The sequence below is a fragment of the Lysinibacillus sp. RS10 genome (assembly GCF_041956855.1).
Taxonomy (GTDB): Bacteria; Bacillota; Bacilli; order Bacillales_A; family Planococcaceae; genus Lysinibacillus; species Lysinibacillus xylanilyticus_A.
The window spans coordinates 2,803,680-2,816,655 of record NZ_CP167122.1; the positions used below are offsets into that span (position 1 = coordinate 2,803,680).

The window sequence follows — 12,976 nt, forward strand, 5'->3', positions numbered from 1 at the left end:
TGGTACTACATGATTCACGTAGCTGTTCCTACCTCATCGAAATACAATCCATTAAATCCATTTTTTTTAATAAAATCTATAAACTTTTGTGTACAATAATAGTTTGAACTAACTTTACCGTCTCTAAATAAAGTTTCATTTTCTATCTCCTCTAAATTAAATCTGATGTTTCCACTACGCATCATTGAAAGAGATTCTTGCATATCTAAACCATCAAAATTAATAGCTGTCACCACATTCGTTACACTTATAAATATATATTCTTCTAAAATTCCTTTGATTTTTATTGGGAAGGTTTCTATAATGTCAGAAAACTCCTCAATAAAAAGCTTTTCAAATTTCTTTTTTATTATAAATGTAGCTCCATAACAACGTGAATCAAAATCTAACAATTTTCCTTTTGTATGTTTATCGTCTGAGATACCAAAAATCTCTTCGTTCCAATCCAGAGTAATCTTCTGTCCCTTAAAAGTTGAAAAAAGACGAACATCTTCTTTATTCAAAAAAGTTAAATCTTTATAATCATAGTCATTTTCAAATCTATATACTTTCATAAACAACACCTCTCCCTACTAAATTTTAACATTAAATCTAGTCAGCTAGCACTGCTTCTCTCGCTTTTTTCTCCACCAAAACGTTCAGCTGCCTCCAACCTATTAGCCACATTTTTTAAATAGGTATCCTCAAATGAACCCCATTATCTGCACTGTTGACATCAATTTTGAATCAGCTTAATTTCTTCAATGGCTAGATTGACGATATTCGAAATTAAGCCTATATGTATATTAATCATCGTCATCTTGAACTTAGTCACAGTTGAATTTTTCCTTTTATTTTTTGTGTTTAAGGCAGGTTTACCTTTATACCAAATGAGTCAAACAATTTTTGATTTATTAACCATATAAATAATCGATAAAATTTCCAACAAGTTCATCGTTATGATTTAACTTACTTATCCTCTCTTTTAAGTCCTCTATAAAGCCTTCTAGGAATTCAAAAGATTCATCATCTATTATTTCCCCATTATATTTTCCCTGTATTAATTCTATTGTAATTGAGAGGTAATCCAGAAAATCGGAAAATGAGTTTGCAATCGGAAAAAGGGTACCTGATTCATAAGAAGCCATGACTGGTGAGCCTTCTTTATCAATTACAACCACGACAGGATCATCATTTATATCTGCAATGACAAGCCAAAATGGATTCCATTCTGGGTTTTCTTTCAAATCCGTTCCAATCCAACGAAACCCCTCTTGCCTATAAATAAGATTTTCAGGAGAACAAAGATCAAGAAGTGAATTTCCTAAATCCACACTCGTGTTTTTTAGCTTGTGACCATCATGACGAATATCACAAATTATTTCACAATGTTCATAAAAAAATTTTAATTCAGGAGAAAGATTTATTTTTTCATCTACCTGTAGTTTTACTAATTCTGATCTATAACGTACTCCACCATTCTTTACAATTGTGCATTCTTCTTGCGGATATTTATTCATAGTCTCTATAAAATTTAATATCGAATCATCTATTTGCTTCACAAAAGCTCAATCCTCTCGTTTATTACTTACAATCCATTTTGTCATAGTCAAACATCTCTCAGGTGTCACCAAATACCTCATAACATATAATACCATTTTATACAGTTTTAAATAAAATTAATGCAAAGAGTGGTTTTTCTGCTTCTTACATCCATATGGTATCCATTAGGTGCATCTGGAATATAAGTAATAGATTTTGTACCAATTGGACCACCAGGCATTGATTTATACTCATATCTTTAAAACTTTAAGACAAGGAATCTAACAAAAAAACATATGTAAAGAAAGAGATTGAGACATCTTCTTTACATATGTTTTAGAATTTTTGTAATTAGCTTTTAGCAAAATATTAAAGTCATCCAACGATCCAACTAATTATTATCCCTTTCTCCTTTTTTACCTGCTATCATAAGCATCCCCATACGGCTCGAAATTTTCAGCCAACCAAAACCAATTTTCACCTTTACTAGAGTATAAATGCTCTAACAGTTCCGTAAAGCTTTTAGCAATAATCTGACTGTCTCCTGGTGTTGCATGGGTTTCCAAGAAACTATCATAGCAATAACCTAAATGCAACTTGCTCATGTCCATGCTAATGTATTGGTTTATTTGTTCAGATTCAGCAATAAGATACCACTCATTACTAATATCCCCCTCTAGTTCCTCCCAAATAACATCATCCTCTGGGTAAAGTCTTTTACTAGTTGGAATAAACTCATTTGAAGAAACTATTTTTATTCCATAAGGCTTATCTATAAACATTTGTAAGGAGTCATAATTACTAAAAAAATAATTCAAATCTTTTGGAAGAGCTAATTCACTTGTGAAATCTGTGATCCTTTTCATAAGTTTGCAATTACTATCTTGTTCACTTTTTTTAATAATCTCTATTATCCTCATACTTACTCCTTTAATCTCAATATTGAGTTATTCTTATATTTTATTGGAGAAAACACGGCAATTTCCGTTTCAAGGTCAATCTCTTGCGCATAATAACAAGGTTTAACTGGAATCCCGCCATTAAATTGTAAATAGTGTTCTTTAAGCTGTTGTGGTAAATTAAATCCCAATTTAGTTTCAACATCGTTTAAATCACTTATTATTAGTTGAGTAGAACATTCTATAAACATCCTCTTCGCTCCTTAGTAACTTACATGTCTTTTTTACTGTTTAACCGATCTTTATTTCTTGAAAAAACGAGCATAATCTCTAAATTCTAAGGTTTATGCTCGTCTTTAATAGGGTTATAATCTTCAACTTTTTGATTATTTTTTTCTTTTCCACCATACAACTTCACCAATCATAATCTTTTCTAATTTTTCTTCATTATCGTAGATAAAATCATAACATAATGGTGTCTCTACATTAGAATTACAAGAAACTACTTTTTCCATTTTGTTAGAGTCATTATAAATATAGTTCATTGCTGACCAATCTTTTTTTCCACCAATTCCCACATCTATCCAACTACGCTCATCTAAAGGTTTAAATACGCTAATAGCTGATAATTTCGTAGGGAAATTATTCTCCGGATACCACCTTGTTACATACGTATTCACACTTTCATCTGAATTTATCATATAAATTTGAGTACCTGTACCAAGTTTTATATCATTGTCAGCTTGTGGATACTGCATCATAATTAGTTGATCTAATTCATTAAATCCAAAAGAATGAATCATTCTTTTACTAAATCTTTCGCTTTCCGTTATATTTTTTAAAATTCTGCCCTTTTTAAATTTATTTATCTCATGAAAGTAAGGAAGGTGAGTATAATATTCATCTGAAGCATATTTCCAATAAGAAACCTCTGATAACTTTGTAGTAATCATACTGTCTATATTTTGTTCTACTTCACTCCACTTATCTAATAATTCTTTTCGAATTTCCAATACTGTTGAATTCATTTCTACTCCACCCTTTAAACTAATGACATTTCACATGTTTTTCCAACTACCAGCTTTCATTCTTCTACCTATATCAGAAAGAACACGTCCTTTTCAGCATTCCTTAAAATTCAATAAGTATTTGAGGTACAGCTGATTTTAAAATGGGGTTTAGTCCACATTATCTGTTTCCTACTTGATTCTGGATTTTTTCATCTTCCACCTTAACTTTTCGACATCCATTTGATTTAGTTTCAATTGTTTTGTGTATATGAATATATCTTCGTTAACATACTCAAATCGAAATGTGGTAGTTGGGATAATATTTTTACTTTCATGATAGAAACCATTTCTAATAATTGTATCAATTGACTCATCGCTATTATATGAATATGTATCTACCAATAAAGTTTCTTCGTTCAATTCTTCGTCTCCGTCCAAGTCAACGTCCTTTAAATAGAATAATACTTTTTCAATCACAGTCTCTTTAAAAACTACACAATATACTTGTTCTAAAACGATTTCATCATTATCGTTATTTAGAAACCTAAGATACAGTTTCATTCCATCTTCTTTTATTACAAAAACACTGCCCCATCCCTTATTTTCATTATCATAAGAATAGTACAGTTCACCATCTTTTAACCTATTTACTATAATACCTTCATTGGATTCAGGTTCAGTTTTATAGATTTTTGGCTTCTTTAATTGATTCAGTGCATATTGATATGGGAAAAATTCCAAATACGAATCACTCCAAATAACCGTATCATTTTCTATGTCTTTCACTCGCTCAAGTATTTCTTCGTATGAATCGTAATATTTTTCAAAAATTTCGAGCAGCAAATCGTAATCTTTTTTGATCATCTTATACACTCCCCTAATTTTTTACTGGCCTAATTAAAATCTCATTCTTTGAATTGAGAACCTCTAAACAATTGTATTTTCGATTTAAAATTTCAATTATTTTGCCATACTTCATAAGTGTGATATCTTGGATAATCAAAAAAGGTAAACCATTTAGTTTTTCTCTAATGTCGTTAATAGAAAGTTTCAAATTAAAATATTTTCTTATTTCCATAATAAACTTGTTTACATCATTTGGTATTCTGACTATATACACTTTTACCGCATCTATTAAATCAAGTTCGTTTGAAGGTGACTCTTCGTCATCTATAACAGGATTATTTTCAAGCCAACTAAATAAATCAATATCTAAAGAATAAAAAGGCGACGACAATGCACCCAAATCTTGATAGAATACGTTAAGTTGGTCGCTATTCTTTTTTAAAAATACTCCTTGACCCTCACCATCATTCCCTATCAAAATATAATCTGATGCGTAAACACTTACTTCATACACCCCGTTCCTTTCCATTGCAATGTCAAAACCATAAATATTTATTCCGTTTTCAAATGTAACTTCCTTAAAAAATTCCCAAAACTCAATTAGTCTCGTATGTATACTAGTTTGAAAACTGGTATTGATCTCATTTGCATCAATGTTTCTTTCTGTTCTAGTGATTAATGGTGTCGACTTAAAATTTAAAATCATTGATTTCCTCCAATTCAATGTAATTTAGTCCATTAACTTTCATAATGTCCCAACCTCTAGTAATGAGTTCATTCACAATCCCAAGTCTTGTTAATACGGCATTTCTATTGATTGGCCCATTATCATAGCGATAAATCGTTCATGTCTTGATCTGTTTTGATTTCTCGTGTAAAAATACTTTTGCCCAGATGAAATATATATATCTAACACAAAAAACACATATAAAGAAAGGGTTATGTGTTTTCTTTACATGTGTTTTGGAATCTCATTTATTAATTTCAAGTATTTCAAGTAATTCATGTACAATAATCCCTCCAAGTCCTATTGAGGAATCAAGATAAGATATTTGATAACTACTCATTTTAAAATTATTTAACTCTGGATATTCTTCCAATAAAAAGTCTGGGATCGTTTTTCTATCAAACGTTGAAAATTCAAATATGACATTTTGTTGTTCAAAGGAGGTAAACTCCCAAAATACAGGACTAACAAAAATAATTACCTTATCAATTTTGTTAATAAGCGAAAGATATAAGTCTAGACTATTTTTATTTATCTTTATACAATAAATCTCTGCATCATGAAATTTATCATTGATAGACTCTTGCAAAAATCCACCAACTTTCATCAAGGACATTTTTCCGGAAAGAAGAATTACTATTTGTAGTTTTATTTGTATTTCTTAAAATATTTCTTTGCACTAAGTTCATCTAACCTATTTGCATAATTAATTGTACCAAACAAACCTAAATATGTAATTTCTATCAAATCAAAATCTTTTAGCATTTGTATATTAGAAGTTCTTTCCCCAATTATTTTATTTTCAATTGATGATTTTCCAACAAACAAAATCCCATGGATAAACAGCGAAATGTCGTATCATACTGCTATTTCCTCATAACAACTCCTTATAAAATCCTCTCTATTTCTTACTCTGAGTGAGAAGCAGTGATTTGCATCACTTTTTTCGAAATTATTCGAAAAATGTAAAGACTATTTTGCAAGTTTAGACACCCTATTCAAAATTAATCAAGATATCTCGTAATTTTTACTAAAAAACTATTAATTACCTTTATTTTGTTTCGGAAAATCTCTTAATGTGGAATGTTGACTACTCCTTAGAACCCATTCCAGAACCAAATTAAGAAATTGATTTATGATATAATTCTCTCAATAAATTTGCCTCTTCACTAGCCTTTGGTATTCGTAATGCTTTTAAATAAGAAAGAAGTTCATTGGATTTATTTTTGATGACAAAGTATTCGATAAAAAAAGAAAGTAGGAAATCTTTATTGGGAGGAAGTATGGCAACTATTTCATCCTCATCATCAGGATCAGGTTCTTCATTTTCTGGATATTCTTGTTCAAAGTTAATTTTCCCCTTAGATCTAAGTAGAGCATATTTGGCTAATTCTTCTGTGTCTGACTCCATTAAATTATGTAATTCTTTTGCTGACAACTCAGCTTTATATAAACGCTTAATGTTTTGGTCTAAACCCCCTGTCCAAATTTCTTCATCTACCTCCTTATATTTTCTTACTTTTTCTAAAATTACATTATACTCTTGTGATTGAACTAATTCTTTTACACTCTGTAAATTTTCCATAATAGCCCTCCATTAATTAATTGTGTGTTGTTACTTCATTACAATGAAAAACATTTTTTCTGATAAAGCTATACAGTAAATACAAAGATACTGCAATTCTATTTTAAATACAGAATGGGAGAAAACTGACATTTTAATAAAGATTTTTTTCGTTAAGTTGTCAGTTTTAACCTACCGCCACTTACAACCAAGTTTTGGATACGTTCGAATTTGAAAGTCGATAAATTTATTTGTTACCGCAAAAGTTCGAGTGTGCTTTAACTCATCGAACAATTTCAAATTCAACATTAAGTTTATGTTCCTCGACAAACTTCTTGAAATTTTCACTAGCAGCCCATCTAGACTTTGTGATGGTATCTCTAGTTAAATAAAATTCATTATCACAAACCTTAGTAACAATTGGTTTGGTCAACATTTTACTACCATCGACTAAAATTCGAAATCCAGAACTGTCATAGTCAATCCATTCTTGATAACAATTTATTTTAGTTAGATAAAAAGTTTTTACTCTATTTTTACATTTTATTTCTATTGGATAAAACATACATTCTTGATTTAAAAAAGAGGAGGACTTTTCAACAAAACGTTCAGAAAATATCGGTATACCAACTTTACCGCTTAAAAAATCACATTTCTCTAGGTCTTCTTCCTTCATGCCTTCTTGAGCAGTTCCTTTCAATTCAACATAATTCAAGAACTCCCCGTTAGTCGCATCTCGTACAAAATAATCAAATAATCTATCTGTATTTCCCTGAAATACAATTAAAGTTTCTTCTTTTTTTAAAATAGTTTTCAAGTAATAATACATTCAATTATCCACATCCCTTATATGTAATTCTATTATTGAGACTTCTTCTCATATCATGTTGTTCAGCAAGCAATTTCAGTTTCTGTTAGATTTTCTGTTCTTTTTGAGTAACTGGAATCATTTTTTTGTATATGGATAGGCTACGTTCGCCTATCATCATTACGTGCTTACAATTCAAACTCTTTTCAATTGCTTTTATCCATTTTTTCATCAGCTATTCTAAGTCCATCTGGCAAAATAAGATTGTATTATTGGGCCACAACTTCAATAATTTCATCATAACATTCAAGAAAATAATGCTTAAATCCCTTTTCAACCAGTGTCTTTTGCTGATTCAAAAAGTCGGAATCAATCACTTCACAAAAACACGTATCCAATAAATTTTCGTTAAAATAATCAAGACCACAAAGTCCAAACTTGACTACATTTTTAAAAATGAAAGAAATATCTATGTATCGTTCTTCTATGGAAATATTTGATGCCAACGATGTTGCTAAATTTAACGAAAGTTCAACTTCTCTTGGAAATCGTTCCGTGATTAACTTATTTAAAATCAACGCATCTCTAGCATTTATTACACCCACTGTTGTATCAATAAATCTGGTTCTCATTATGCCCCCCATTTCTTTACATAGAGCAACGAATTTCAATTCGTCCTATCGTCTGTTTCAGTGCTAAAACGTCAATTCTAAGTCCTCATTATATTCATAGCTGACTTCACTACCCACTGGATGAACATTTTCGTACACAGCCTATCTTTGTTAAAAAAGTAATAACTCTTATGACCTAAACTATTCATAATTTCGTTATAACCCTAATGATATGAAAGTTCATCTAAAGGACATTGCCATCTCCCCATGTTTGGATTACTCATGCACCTGTAGTTGGGCCATCTTAGCGACTATCCTGATGATATGGTCTATCTATATTGTTTCGGTGCTCGTAATGAACCTTATCCTCGAAGACTGCTCGTACGTACATTAGCATCCGTTTGGAATGCATGATATAATTCTGATCCTTTTTATCACGTTCAAACATAAACGATCTAATCCAAAAATTCCGGTCTTAGGCGACTTCCCTCTTTTGCAAAGAGTAATCCTTTTAGTTTATTCTTTCTATATTCTTCAACAAAAGCCTCAGATACAACAATCATGGAAGGTCTTATGCTCATACGATAAATATGCTCTTGTCCAAGTTTTTGATAATTAAAGTATATACTTGTGATTCGGCCAATTTTTTTAGGATCGTTTGCAGTCATATCGTATTCCGATTTCTGTTCATCAAAACAATCAGAAACAGCCAATATATTCAGTGCAAAGAAATCTGTGTTCATCTCACCTTTTTCGTCTACAATAATAGCCGGAAAAAATTCACAGGCGTTGTTAGCGATTTCCTCTAAAAAACACTTCATTTTTAAGCTTACTAAAGGCGCACCAACGGATGGTAACAAGTCGTATTTGTTAACATATTTATCAAGTTTATCAACTTTGTAATAAATACTTTCTATACTAAAAGATGATACTCCTGATTCTAATTCATATGATTTCACCTGATTCTTTTGATCATCTTGGTAAAAATAAACATCCCTTTTATAAAACTCCACTAATCTATAGTACTTCATTCGCACCACTTTCCTTTACAATTATTGAATTTTTCCATCCCTCAAATTTTTTAGTGTCTCTAATTAACTTTTTAATTTCATCTCTAGATTGCGTTTGAGTCCAATTAAGAATCAGCACGTAAGAAAGGCTCTTCTTTATATGTACTTTGATTTTGGTATTAATTTAGTCTTTCTATCAAAACGGACTGCATAAAGTCTCTCTTTTAATTCGTTTTCATAGAAACTTGATATTTTATAGATAGAATAAAATTTAAGCGCAAAGTTCCTACTTAACTGGCATTTAATTTAACCTCCGATAAAGATAATCCATTTTTTTCACCTACCAAGTGATCCTCTGAACCATCCCTGCCTAACTTCTCTCATACGTTTTTGTCATCTCATCAAAGCCGATTTCCTTAATGAATTTCCCTTTCATATCTCGTTCAACTTAGCTCCTTTTAACTAACTGCTTAATATGGCTCATGTTAGTATTTATTTGATTACTTCTTTCCAAAAGTCTATACTATCTGAGTCGAATGTTTTTATTACTATATCTAAAAACTCAGTTTGGGTGTTTTGAGTTCTATGAAAATATGCTGTTCCTAACACTTGAATTAGTTTCGTAAAAGATTCAGCTATTTTTATTTTTTTATTAAAGGGTGTCTCTGAACCAAAAACATAAATATTCCCACAATTTACATCCATAATAAATGTAAAGTAATCCCCAATTGCTATACATATAAATTGATTGGAAAAATTAACCACATTTTCATTTGACAAATGTTCATGGAAATTTATTAACTTTTCTAGATAATTTGTTTCACTCCCAAAATGTACCCCTAAAATACTAAAATCACCAAAATCGTAATTTAAAATTAAATTAACAAAATCAGCAGGGAATTTCACCCCAAGTCTTCGCTCTACTTGCTCCACATTTTTTTGCATCTCAGCTTGTTTCTTTAGTCTTAATCCTGTAACAATTGACTCTATAGGAATAAAATCTCTATCTAAAATTGTTGTTATTTCATCAATATTTAATAACGTATTATTCATAATATTTCACACCCTTCATTTACAATGCCATACTCAATCAGAACGAACGTATGTTTATTTCAGGGGGTTACTTCTATCCCATTTCTGTTCTGATAAAAAATAACGGCAAATTGGTTGGTAATAATTATCAAATTACCATTCAGTAAAATTCTCCTCGACGAAACTTTCGAAAGATTTCGATAAAATTTCTTTTTCTCCTGAGTCGTGGTAGTATATTACGACTTCCCCGTTAGCATTTATTGCTATTGGATTACCTGAACCATCATCAGAAAAAATTAAGCTTTTGTTAATTTCAGGAGAAAACTCATCTCCTTCAAATGATTCTCTGCACCAATTCGTCAAATTAATAACAGTTTCATTCCCCATGGATGACCCATTAGAAAATGCATGAATTGCTATTCCTGCAAAAGAGCCTCCAAATCGCTTAATAAATTCTTTATAATCATCATCTAGCTTTATTTGAAGTTCTTCCTCCGCTTTCGCAATCTCATTAAGCGTAGCAGGTACTCCTTTTAATTCAGGATGTTTTTCAAGAAAACATTCAATTCTTTTCATCAGTTCTTCTTTCATTTTTCCTTAACCCCTTTTATTTATCCCCGACAAAGCATTCTTGATATTCTCTAGCTCAGCTAGCACTGCTTCTCTCGCTTTTGCTCCGACTATACCTTCATATACATTTTTTATTTTGCAATAAACAACTAGGGGCGAAGTATTCATGTCACTTCTGATGATTCGTTAGATTAAAGGGCGATATATATCTTTCCAGTAAGGAATCATCTCTACTGAAAAAATATAAATGAAATCATTAGAAGATAGGTGTCCTAAATTATCTAATGCAATTCCAAACTTGAAATATATTTTATAGTTTCTGTTTATAAAATACTCTTCATTTTTTAAACTATCCAATTTAGATCCGAGCTTTGATACCAATTTATGATCAATAAAAACTTCCTCTTTACAATTTAAGGCTAGTTGAATTAACTGACCTTTTTCATTATACATTGCTTGACTATTCTTCCTGTTTTCTGTAGTTATACCCTTTTTATTATTCTTGCTTATTTTCAAAGGAATTCCCCATATTTTTTCAATTTCACTCGGTTGCATGCCGAATGTCAATAATCCTACAGATTGATACGGAGTAATTTCATATTTTAAGTTTATTAGCTGATTTTCAATACTTCTGAATGGAAAACCTGATTTTATATCTTTCTCGTATATATTTTTTTGATTATCTGAATAAATTGTTAATTGGATTCCGTCATCAGGAAAATCTAAACCGTAAATCAACATGTTATACTGAGGAAATATATAACATCCATCAACAATATACGGATTTTCTTTGAATAAAAATTGCTTTGATTCATTCATTAAATCAATTTTTTGTTTATTCAAGAAAATAATCTTTGGGTTGTTCACAGAAATACTTACTAAAACATCATCTACAAAATGAAATACATAATCATCTTGATATTGAGAAAATTCTTTTCCATTGACATTTTTCTTATCCAATTCACCTATGATATTGTTTAAGTCTGAAGATGTCATAGATAGCTTTACTTCGTTTATCCCGATTTTAGGTAATATTTTTAACTCTCTTCTCATACCATCTGCCTCATCTACAATATTTTCTTGTTAATCTTTCTGTTCGCATTGGTTATATATCGATTGTCTATTCGGGTTATATATACTTACTCTCCGAATGATGGTGTGGTGTTCACGAAATACATGAATTAAACCATTTCCATTTCTAACAAAAAAACCATGTAGAAAAGAAAGTTTATTCTTCTCTACATGGAGTTTTGGAATCAGATCCTACCGCATCCGCTAATTACAATTCCTTACACTCTAATCTTAATTCCCTATTTTCGTTTCGCATTACCTGTCTCTGATTTCACTGTTTATTTTTTTTTGCCTTTCTAGAGGTATACAATAGATCTTCAACAACTTTTAGATTTTTTTTCAATTGTTTCGAGTAAATACGTACATCTCCATTTTCATACTCAAATCTAAATGTCCTTGTGGATAAAATTCTTATTTTTTCTTCAAAGAAACCATCTCTAATAATAGTATGAGCAGTCAAATTGTCATTATAAGAATATCTGTCAACCATAAACGTTTCTTCGTCCACATCATCGTCCTGTGTGTAGAATAATATTTTTTCTATCACAGATCCTTCATATATTATACAATATACTTGGCTTAAAACCATTTCGTCATCATCGTTATTTAGAAATCTAAGACAGATTTTCTTTTCAGTTTCATTTATTATGAAAGAACTCCCCCACCCCTTATTTTCAGCGTTATAAGAAAAATATAGTTCATTGTTTTTCAACTTATTCACTATAATTCCTTCCTTAGATTTCGGTTCCTTTTTATAAATTTTTGGTTTTGGTAATTGATCTAATTCATATTGATATGGGTGTATTTCTAGATAAGAATTGCTCCAAATAATCGTTTCATTTTCAACGTCTTCAACTTGATGATGCAACACATTATATGAGGAACGATATTCCTCGAATATTTTTACAATCATCTCGTAATCTTTTTCTATCATCTTATACACTCCCCTAATTCTTTAGTTGTTTTTGTTTCCCAAGTCCGTCCTTTATTTAGTTCCTTCTTTATTTTTCTTCAGTTCATTCTCAAACTTTTCTTTATTAATCTAAACTATCGAATAGTTCGTATTTGCTATCTTTTCTATGTAGACCATCTTGTTGATGAGAAGTATCTGCTCCACCTATTACTTTATCATTATTCTCGTGTCAGTAACCAAATCCCATTATATTTTCCATCCGATTCAATTCCATGTGCTTGAATTTATACAACAAGTGAATTCATTCTCGGTTCTTTAGTTCCTGTCATTAAATGATGATATGGTTCTGTTCCTGATAATAATCCATTACTTTTTAAAATCATCTGCTAGTTCG

Annotated in this window: 16 protein-coding genes; all 16 read right to left on the bottom strand. The window is 30.5% G+C overall.

Features of this window, described 5'->3' with window-relative positions:
- Positions 1 to 14: 14 nt before the first annotated feature.
- Positions 15 to 554 carry a hypothetical protein gene (locus tag ACB089_RS14340; protein WP_374967008.1) on the bottom strand — a complete coding sequence of 180 codons (540 nt, stop codon included), beginning with the start codon at positions 552 to 554 and terminating at the stop codon, positions 15 to 17.
- 339 nt (positions 555 to 893) lie between these two features.
- Positions 894 to 1,541 carry a hypothetical protein gene (locus ACB089_RS14345; RefSeq protein ID WP_374967009.1) on the bottom strand — a complete coding sequence of 216 codons (648 nt, stop codon included), beginning with the start codon at positions 1,539 to 1,541 and terminating at the stop codon, positions 894 to 896.
- A 396-nt stretch (positions 1,542 to 1,937) separates the two neighbouring features.
- Positions 1,938 to 2,441, bottom strand: a complete 504-nt coding sequence (locus tag ACB089_RS14350; protein ID WP_374967010.1) for an SMI1/KNR4 family protein — start codon at positions 2,439 to 2,441, stop codon at positions 1,938 to 1,940.
- A gap of 2 nt (positions 2,442 to 2,443) precedes the next feature.
- The gene (locus tag ACB089_RS14355; RefSeq protein ID WP_374967011.1) at positions 2,444 to 2,671 is read right to left on the bottom strand and encodes an SMI1/KNR4 family protein; all 228 of its coding nucleotides are present in this window, start codon (positions 2,669 to 2,671) and stop codon (positions 2,444 to 2,446) included.
- A gap of 135 nt (positions 2,672 to 2,806) precedes the next feature.
- A complete protein-coding gene (locus tag ACB089_RS14360; RefSeq protein WP_374967012.1) occupies positions 2,807 to 3,448 on the bottom strand; it encodes a hypothetical protein in 642 nt (213 codons plus the stop codon).
- Between the two features lie 171 nt (positions 3,449 to 3,619).
- Complete coding sequence (locus ACB089_RS14365; protein WP_374967013.1) at positions 3,620 to 4,294, bottom strand: hypothetical protein; 675 nt, start codon at positions 4,292 to 4,294, stop codon at positions 3,620 to 3,622.
- A 13-nt stretch (positions 4,295 to 4,307) separates the two neighbouring features.
- Positions 4,308 to 4,982, bottom strand: coding sequence for a hypothetical protein (locus ACB089_RS14370; RefSeq protein ID WP_374967014.1), 675 nt, complete (start codon positions 4,980 to 4,982; stop codon positions 4,308 to 4,310).
- 265 nt (positions 4,983 to 5,247) lie between these two features.
- A complete protein-coding gene (locus ACB089_RS14375) occupies positions 5,248 to 5,613 on the bottom strand; it encodes a hypothetical protein (RefSeq protein ID WP_374967015.1) in 366 nt (121 codons plus the stop codon).
- A gap of 510 nt (positions 5,614 to 6,123) precedes the next feature.
- The gene (locus ACB089_RS14380) at positions 6,124 to 6,588 is read right to left on the bottom strand and encodes a hypothetical protein (RefSeq protein WP_374967016.1); all 465 of its coding nucleotides are present in this window, start codon (positions 6,586 to 6,588) and stop codon (positions 6,124 to 6,126) included.
- Positions 6,589 to 6,850: 262 nt separating this feature from the next.
- The gene (locus tag ACB089_RS14385; RefSeq protein ID WP_374967017.1) at positions 6,851 to 7,396 is read right to left on the bottom strand and encodes a hypothetical protein; all 546 of its coding nucleotides are present in this window, start codon (positions 7,394 to 7,396) and stop codon (positions 6,851 to 6,853) included.
- Positions 7,397 to 7,644: 248 nt separating this feature from the next.
- The gene (locus ACB089_RS14390; protein ID WP_374967018.1) at positions 7,645 to 8,007 is read right to left on the bottom strand and encodes a hypothetical protein; all 363 of its coding nucleotides are present in this window, start codon (positions 8,005 to 8,007) and stop codon (positions 7,645 to 7,647) included.
- 434 nt (positions 8,008 to 8,441) lie between these two features.
- A complete protein-coding gene (locus ACB089_RS14395; protein ID WP_374967019.1) occupies positions 8,442 to 9,017 on the bottom strand; it encodes an imm11 family protein in 576 nt (191 codons plus the stop codon).
- A gap of 471 nt (positions 9,018 to 9,488) precedes the next feature.
- Positions 9,489 to 10,049 (bottom strand): SMI1/KNR4 family protein, encoded by a 561-nt coding sequence (locus ACB089_RS14400; RefSeq protein WP_374967020.1) that lies wholly within the window; start codon positions 10,047 to 10,049, stop codon positions 9,489 to 9,491.
- 132 nt (positions 10,050 to 10,181) lie between these two features.
- Positions 10,182 to 10,619 (bottom strand): SMI1/KNR4 family protein, encoded by a 438-nt coding sequence (locus ACB089_RS14405; RefSeq protein WP_374967021.1) that lies wholly within the window; start codon positions 10,617 to 10,619, stop codon positions 10,182 to 10,184.
- 165 nt (positions 10,620 to 10,784) lie between these two features.
- Positions 10,785 to 11,651 carry a hypothetical protein gene (locus ACB089_RS14410; protein WP_374967022.1) on the bottom strand — a complete coding sequence of 289 codons (867 nt, stop codon included), beginning with the start codon at positions 11,649 to 11,651 and terminating at the stop codon, positions 10,785 to 10,787.
- A 289-nt stretch (positions 11,652 to 11,940) separates the two neighbouring features.
- Complete coding sequence (locus ACB089_RS14415; RefSeq protein ID WP_374967023.1) at positions 11,941 to 12,603, bottom strand: hypothetical protein; 663 nt, start codon at positions 12,601 to 12,603, stop codon at positions 11,941 to 11,943.
- Positions 12,604 to 12,976 lie beyond the last annotated feature (373 nt).

Bases quoted from the DNA above. Each gene is read 5' to 3' on its own strand.
- ACB089_RS14410 (WP_374967022.1), bottom strand. From the start codon at position 11,651: ATGAGAAGAGAGTTAAAAATATTACCTAAAATCGGGATAAACGAAGTA.
- ACB089_RS14405 (WP_374967021.1), bottom strand. From the start codon at position 10,619: ATGAAAGAAGAACTGATGAAAAGAATTGAATGTTTTCTTGAAAAACAT.
- ACB089_RS14400 (WP_374967020.1), bottom strand. From the start codon at position 10,049: ATGAATAATACGTTATTAAATATTGATGAAATAACAACAATTTTAGAT.
- ACB089_RS14385 (WP_374967017.1), bottom strand. From the start codon at position 7,396: ATGTATTATTACTTGAAAACTATTTTAAAAAAAGAAGAAACTTTAATT.
- ACB089_RS14395 (WP_374967019.1), bottom strand. From the start codon at position 9,017: ATGAAGTACTATAGATTAGTGGAGTTTTATAAAAGGGATGTTTATTTT.
- ACB089_RS14340 (WP_374967008.1), bottom strand. From the start codon at position 554: ATGAAAGTATATAGATTTGAAAATGACTATGATTATAAAGATTTAACT.
- ACB089_RS14350 (WP_374967010.1), bottom strand. From the start codon at position 2,441: ATGAGGATAATAGAGATTATTAAAAAAAGTGAACAAGATAGTAATTGC.
- ACB089_RS14360 (WP_374967012.1), bottom strand. From the start codon at position 3,448: ATGAATTCAACAGTATTGGAAATTCGAAAAGAATTATTAGATAAGTGG.
- ACB089_RS14380 (WP_374967016.1), bottom strand. From the start codon at position 6,588: ATGGAAAATTTACAGAGTGTAAAAGAATTAGTTCAATCACAAGAGTAT.
- ACB089_RS14370 (WP_374967014.1), bottom strand. From the start codon at position 4,982: ATGATTTTAAATTTTAAGTCGACACCATTAATCACTAGAACAGAAAGA.
- ACB089_RS14355 (WP_374967011.1), bottom strand. From the start codon at position 2,671: ATGTTTATAGAATGTTCTACTCAACTAATAATAAGTGATTTAAACGAT.
- ACB089_RS14390 (WP_374967018.1), bottom strand. From the start codon at position 8,007: ATGAGAACCAGATTTATTGATACAACAGTGGGTGTAATAAATGCTAGA.
- ACB089_RS14365 (WP_374967013.1), bottom strand. From the start codon at position 4,294: ATGATCAAAAAAGATTACGATTTGCTGCTCGAAATTTTTGAAAAATAT.
- ACB089_RS14415 (WP_374967023.1), bottom strand. From the start codon at position 12,603: ATGATAGAAAAAGATTACGAGATGATTGTAAAAATATTCGAGGAATAT.